We start from the raw sequence: 5,700 nt of genomic DNA, 5'->3' as shown, positions 1-5,700 counted from the left end.
CTTTGTCGGGCATCTGGGCGGCGCGATCAATGGCGCGTCGGTCGCCCGCAAGACCAGCTTCCTGCGCGAGATGATGGGCAAGCCTGTCATGAAGCCCGGCATGCGGCTTACCGACGATCCGCAGGTCGTGCGCGGTCCGGCATCCAGACCCTTCGACGGCGAAGGGGTGCGCGGAACATTGCTCGATATGGTTGAGGACGGTGTCCTTCAGACCTGGTTCCTGTCCACCGGAACGGCCCGCGAACTGGGTCTGAAGACCAATGGCCGCGGCGTGCGCAGCGGCTCGAACGTCAATCCCGCGTCCACGAACCTCGCGCTCGAGCCGGGCGAAACGTCGCCGGAGGCGCTCATCGCCGGCATCGCTTCCGGTTTTTATGTGACCGAAGTGATCGGGCAGGGTGTCAACATGATCACCGGCGAGTATAGTCGCGGCGCATCCGGTTTCTGGATCGAGAACGGTCAACTGACCCATCCGGTCTCCGAGGTGACGATTGCATCCAACCTGAAGGATATGTTCATGAACACCACGCCGGCCAGCGACATTGACCGAAAATACGGCACGGCGTCCCCGACGCTGGCGGTCGAGGGCATGACCCTTGCCGGAAAATAGCGTCGCAGTTGCCGATCTCGCCCTCATACGCGAAGCCGCGGTCGAGGGCGCGCGGATCGCGATGAAATACTTCCGGAAGGATCCGGAGGTCTGGTACAAGGGCGGCACATCGCCCGTCACCGAAGCGGACATCGCCGTCGACAGTTTTCTCAAAGACACCCTGTGCCGCGCGCGGCCGGATTACGGCTGGCTGTCCGAGGAAACCGAGGATGACCATTCGCGCCTCAGCCATGAGGCCGTCTTTGTCGTCGATCCGATCGACGGCACGCGGGCCTATGTCAACGGAGAGGATGTGTGGTGCGTGAGCGTCGCCGTCGTCAGGGACGGCGAAGTCCAGTGCGGAGTGCTCGCCTGCCCGGCGAAGGACGAGGTCTTCGAGGCTTCCTTGGGGACTGCAACCCTCAGGAACGGCGCGCCGATCCGCGTCGACGCGACCCATAAGCCGATGGTCCTGTCCATGCCGCAGACTGTCTTCAAGAGCCTGCCGAAGGCGTTCGTCGACCGCATGACGCGCGCCGGCCATGTCTCGTCGCTTGCCTACCGCATCGCCATGGTCGCCGACGGGCGGCTGGACGGAACGCTGGTCAAACCCGATTCTCACGACTGGGATCTGGCCGCCGCCGATCTTATCCTGCGCAACGCGGGCGGCGCCCTGCTTGACCGGAAGGGCGCGCCGATCCGATACAACGGGGCCGATGTCAGCCACGGCTTGCTCATTGCCGGCTCCGGCAGCCTGCTTGCGGAACTCGAGAACGTCGCACGCAGCATTGACCTTTGAGTCAAATTCCAGCAAACCGCCCTGCGGACAGGCATTTTCTTGCTGCGAGGCCGGTCCGGCATATGTGTCCGCGGTAATGGAGATCCTGATGGAGACCGGCGAGAAACAACTATTGCATCTGGTGTTCGGCGGTGAGCTCGAATCACTGAACGACGTTCGTTTCAGGGACCTCGACGAACTCGATGTCGTTGGCATCTATCCGAACTACAAAACCGCCTATGCCGCCTGGAAATCGAAGGCGCAGCAGACCGTTGACAACGCTCACATGCGGTACTTCATTGTCCACCTGCACCGGTTTCTCAATCCCGATGACGAGGCGGATGGCAAACACTAGCAGGCCAGCGGATGCGGTTGGCCGGGTCCCGGTTCTGCGGTCGAAAGCCATCGGCTTTTGCAACTGAAGACAGACCGGGCGAACCTGGCTGCGGGGTATGGCATTGAACACGGCATTCAAGCGCTTTGGCAAGAGACTGCTGGCGTCGGACGGATTTCAAAACGTCGCGGCTGCGTTCCTGCATGCCGGGTTGCGCCTTGTTTATGGAACCAACCGCCCGGTTTCCGATTCCGACGATCTGGAGGCGGCCGTTGAGGGAAAGCTGCCGGTTATCATCGCGCTATGGCACGGGCAGCAGATGCTGGCGCCTTTTGTCTACCGCAGGAACAGCTCGGTTGCCGCGCTTGTTTCGAGAAGCCGCGACGCCGAAATCAATGCCCGGGTTCTCAAACTGTGCGGCGTCCGCGTAATCCGCGGCTCCGGCGGGCGCGAACGATCCCAGACCTGGAGGAAAGGCGGTGTCGGTGCCCTGAAGTCCATGGCGCACGCCCTGTCGGACGGTTTCAACATTGTCATGATTGCCGACATATCCAAAGGTACTCCGCGGCAGTCCGGTGAAGGCATCGTCGCGCTGGCGAAACTTTCGGGGCGTCCGATTTTCCCCATGGCCATCGCCACCAGCCGCCATCATGTGATCGAAAAATCGTGGGACAAGACGACGATCAATTTACCATTTGGCCGCGCTTGCCTTAAGCTTGGAAAGCCCATCCATGTGCCGCGCGACGTGTCGACTGCCGAGATGGAAACATTCCGTCAAAGGGTGACTGACGAGTTGAACAGCGTAACCGAAAAAGCCTACCGGGCAGTCAGGACGTCCGCATGAGTCTTTTTTGGGCCCGTGCGACCCTGACGGCCTACCGCTGGCTTGGCGGGGGGATCTATCCTTTTCTGGGATCCTACCTGGCTTTCCGCGCAACCAAGGGCAAGGAAGAGCATTCGCGCCGGCGCGAGCGTTATGGCCACCCCAGCGCGGAACGGCCCGAAGGACCCCTGATCTGGGCGCATGCCGCAAGCGTCGGCGAGACCACCGCCGTTATTCCTCTGATCGAGGAATTGCTGAAGCGGGGCATTTCGGTCGTCCTGACGACGGGCACCGTCACATCGGCGGCGGTCGCGAGTGAGCGGCTCGGCGACCGGGTCATCCATCAATATGTTCCACTCGATCTCAAACCGGCGGTCAGCCGTTTCCTGGACTATTGGAAACCCGACCTTGCGATCATGGCCGAATCCGAGATCTGGCCGATGACAATCCTGGAACTGGGCGCCCGCCGCATGCCGCAGGTGCTGGTCAACGGGCGCCTGTCCGACAAGTCCTTTGCGAACTGGCGGCGGCGGCCGCATCTGGCCGAGGCGCTGTTCGAGAACCTCTCCATGGTGATCGCGCAGTCCGAGGAGGATGCCGAGCGGTTCAGGGCGCTGGGGGCGAGACCTGTCGCCGTATCGGGAAATCTCAAGGTCGACACCAAGCCGCTTGCCTGTGACGAAACGGAATTGCGGCGCTTGGGACATCGTATCGGCGAGCGCGGCGTATGGGCCGCCGTTTCGACCCATCCCGGCGAGGAAGCCATCGCCGCCGATGTGCATCAGTCCCTGAAGCCGCGTCACAAGGCGCTGACGGTTATCGTGCCGCGCCATCCCGAACGCGCGGACGAGGTGGAGGACATGCTGGCAAGCCGCGGTCTTGCGGTCGCCCGCCGCTCTCGCGGCGATGTCATCACGTCGGAGACGCAGGTTTATCTCGGCGATACCATCGGCGAGATGGGCCTTTATCTCCGGATGGCGCGCATCGCCTTTGTCGGCGGCTCGCTGACCTGGCAGGGCGGGCACAATCCGCTCGAGCCGGCCATGCTCGATTGCGCCATACTCTCTGGCCGCAACGTGCAGAATTTCAGAGACAGCTATCGCAGCCTGCTGAAAAACGGTGGCGCCCGGCTCGTCAATGACGGTGAGACCCTGACAAAATTGGTGGAGTTCCTGCTCAGCAACCGCCGCACCAGCGAAAAGATGCGTACGGCCGCGCTCAAGACGGTCGAGGAACTGAGCGGTGCGCTGCCGCGGACCGTGCGCACGCTTGAGCCCTACATCAAACCGCTCACGGTGAAGGCCGAGCTCTATCAGGAAGACAGCCGAATAGACCGATGGTAAGCGAAGCGCCCCCATTCTGGTGGACAAAGGCAGACTGGCGCGCCTGGTCGCTGGCACCGGTGTCGTGGATTTACGGGGCCGTTGCTCGCTCGCGTATGGAAAACGCGCGCCGGCTCGCCGTCGAGGTGCCGGTGTTCTGCGTCGGTAACTTCACCGTCGGCGGCGCCGGCAAGACCCCGACCGCCCTGGCCATGGGGGCGGCGGCAAAGAGGTTGGGGCTGACACCGGGGTTCCTGTCGCGCGGCTATGGCGGCAACATTCGCAAGGCGACGGTCGTCGACTGCGAACGCCACAATGCCGCTGATGTCGGTGACGAGCCTTTGCTGCTTGCCAAAAAAGCGCTGACCGTTGTCTCGCCCGACCGGTCGGCCGGCGCCCGCCGTCTTGTCGAGGAGGGCATCGATTTCATCATCATGGATGACGGTTTCCAGAGCGCTGCCATCGGCTTCGACTTTGCGCTTCTGGTGGTTGATTCATTGCGTGGTATCGGCAACGGCCACGTCATCCCCGGTGGTCCGGTGCGTGCACCGATGGTTGATCAGATGCGCCATGCCTCGGCGCTCCTCGTTATCGGGGACGGACCGGAGGCCGCGCCGGTTATCCGTGTTGCCGGGCGGGCCGCCAAGCCGGTCTACGAGGCAAAGCTTTCCGTCATCAGGCCGCGCCGGTTTCGGGGCCGGAAGGTCCTTGCATTTGCCGCGATCGGAAATCCGGAGAAATTCTTCGCCAGCCTGCGGTCAGCCGGCGCCGATATTGTCGATGCGCGCAGCTTTGGCGATCACCACCACTTCGCCGAGGATGAGGCCGCCGAACTGATCGATACGGCCGCCGCGCAGGACCTGCAGCTGGTCACCACCAGCAAGGACATGGTCAGGCTCGCTCATGCAAAAGGCAAGGTCGCCGAACTTGCCGAAAAAACGGACGTGCTGGAGGTCCGGCTGGACTTCGATCCGCCGAAACTTGCTCAGACGCTGATTGAACAGGCGATACAGTCTTTCAAGAAGAAGGCCTTGCGGCCGGCATAGTCGTTATTTCCGTGTCGGCAGGATTCCGGCGCGCTCGTCCGCGGTCACCGACGCCTGCACATCGACATAGGGCTCCTGACGCGCCACGCTCCAATATTTCAGCTCATCAAGCGGGATGATCTCTCCGGTGACGGCGCAACGCACGTGGGAGCCGGGTGTAATGACCTGAAAGTCCGCGTCGAGATAACGTATCTTCGCCTCGCCGGACCCATGTCCTTCAAACCTGTTCATTCCCGTATCCTGTCAAAACGCTCTATCGCCTGCCGAACAGTTTCTCGATATCAGACAATTTCAGCTCAATATAGGTCGGCCGTCCGTGATTGCACTGTCCGGAGCCCGGCGTGTTTTCCATTTGCCGCAGCAGGCTGTTCATCTCGTTCGGCGTCAGCCGCCGTCCGGAGCGGACCGATCCGTGGCATGCCATGGTCGCCGCGACGTAGTCAATCCTCGCCTTCAGCCCGCCCGCGTCGTTCCATTCGGCCACCTCGTCGCACAGTTCGCGCACCAGCCCGGCGGCATCGATCTCGCCGAGGATCGCCGGCGTCTCCCGCACGGCGAGGGCGCCGGGTCCGAAACGTTCGACGACAAGGCCGAGTTCGGCCAGTTCCTTGCAGTGAACCATGAACCGGTCGCAATCTTCCTCCGGCAGATCGACGACCTCCGGTATCAAAAGCCGTTGCGCGGCCGTGTTGCCCGCTGCGAGCGATCGCTTCAGATCTTCGTAAACCAGCCGCTCATGGGCCGCATGCTGATCCACAATGACAAGCCCGTCGCCGGTCTGTGCCACGATGTAGTTCTCATGCAACTG

General features: G+C 62.4%; 8 protein-coding genes. 6 read left to right on the top strand and 2 right to left on the bottom strand.

Going from position 1 to position 5,700, the window contains the following annotated elements; translation table 11 throughout:
- From AC5E6N_RS22935 to lpxK, 6 genes are all read left to right on the top strand, one after another.
- Nucleotides 1-610 (top strand): metallopeptidase TldD-related protein (locus tag AC5E6N_RS22935; RefSeq protein WP_491749979.1); only part of this gene is annotated, 610 nt, incomplete at its 5' end.
- On the top strand, nt 597-1,388 hold the full coding sequence (locus AC5E6N_RS22930; protein WP_491749978.1) for a 3'(2'),5'-bisphosphate nucleotidase CysQ: 792 nt from the start codon (nt 597-599) through the stop codon (nt 1,386-1,388). The genes AC5E6N_RS22935 and AC5E6N_RS22930, both read left to right, overlap by 14 nt.
- Before the next feature lie 88 nt (nt 1,389-1,476).
- The gene (locus AC5E6N_RS22925; protein ID WP_491749977.1) at nt 1,477-1,722 is read left to right on the top strand and encodes a DUF4170 domain-containing protein; all 246 of its coding nucleotides are present in this window, start codon (nt 1,477-1,479) and stop codon (nt 1,720-1,722) included.
- A 97-nt stretch (nt 1,723-1,819) separates the two neighbouring features.
- Nucleotides 1,820-2,545: a lysophospholipid acyltransferase family protein gene (locus AC5E6N_RS22920; protein WP_491749976.1), complete on the top strand. Its 726-nt coding sequence runs from the start codon at nt 1,820-1,822 to the stop codon at nt 2,543-2,545.
- Complete coding sequence (waaA, locus tag AC5E6N_RS22915) at nt 2,542-3,867, top strand: lipid IV(A) 3-deoxy-D-manno-octulosonic acid transferase (protein ID WP_491691403.1); 1,326 nt, start codon at nt 2,542-2,544, stop codon at nt 3,865-3,867. Before AC5E6N_RS22920 ends, waaA begins: the two co-directional genes overlap by 4 nt.
- Nucleotides 3,861-4,892, top strand: a complete 1,032-nt coding sequence (gene lpxK / locus AC5E6N_RS22910) for a tetraacyldisaccharide 4'-kinase (protein WP_491691402.1) — start codon at nt 3,861-3,863, stop codon at nt 4,890-4,892. Before waaA ends, lpxK begins: the two co-directional genes overlap by 7 nt.
- 3 nt (nt 4,893-4,895) lie before the next feature.
- Here lpxK and AC5E6N_RS22905 read toward each other — a convergent pair whose 3' ends face one another.
- Together AC5E6N_RS22905 and AC5E6N_RS22900 are read right to left on the bottom strand one after the other, a co-directional pair.
- Nucleotides 4,896-5,123, bottom strand: a complete 228-nt coding sequence (locus AC5E6N_RS22905) for a DUF2093 domain-containing protein (RefSeq protein WP_491749975.1) — start codon at nt 5,121-5,123, stop codon at nt 4,896-4,898.
- Nucleotides 5,124-5,145: 22 nt separating this feature from the next.
- On the bottom strand, nt 5,146-5,700 hold a 555-nt coding region (locus AC5E6N_RS22900; RefSeq protein WP_491749974.1), incomplete at its 5' end, for a DNA mismatch repair MutL family protein.

The sequence above is a fragment of the Hoeflea sp. genome (assembly GCF_984452065.1).
This window is presented reverse-complemented; position numbering and strand designations above follow the sequence as displayed.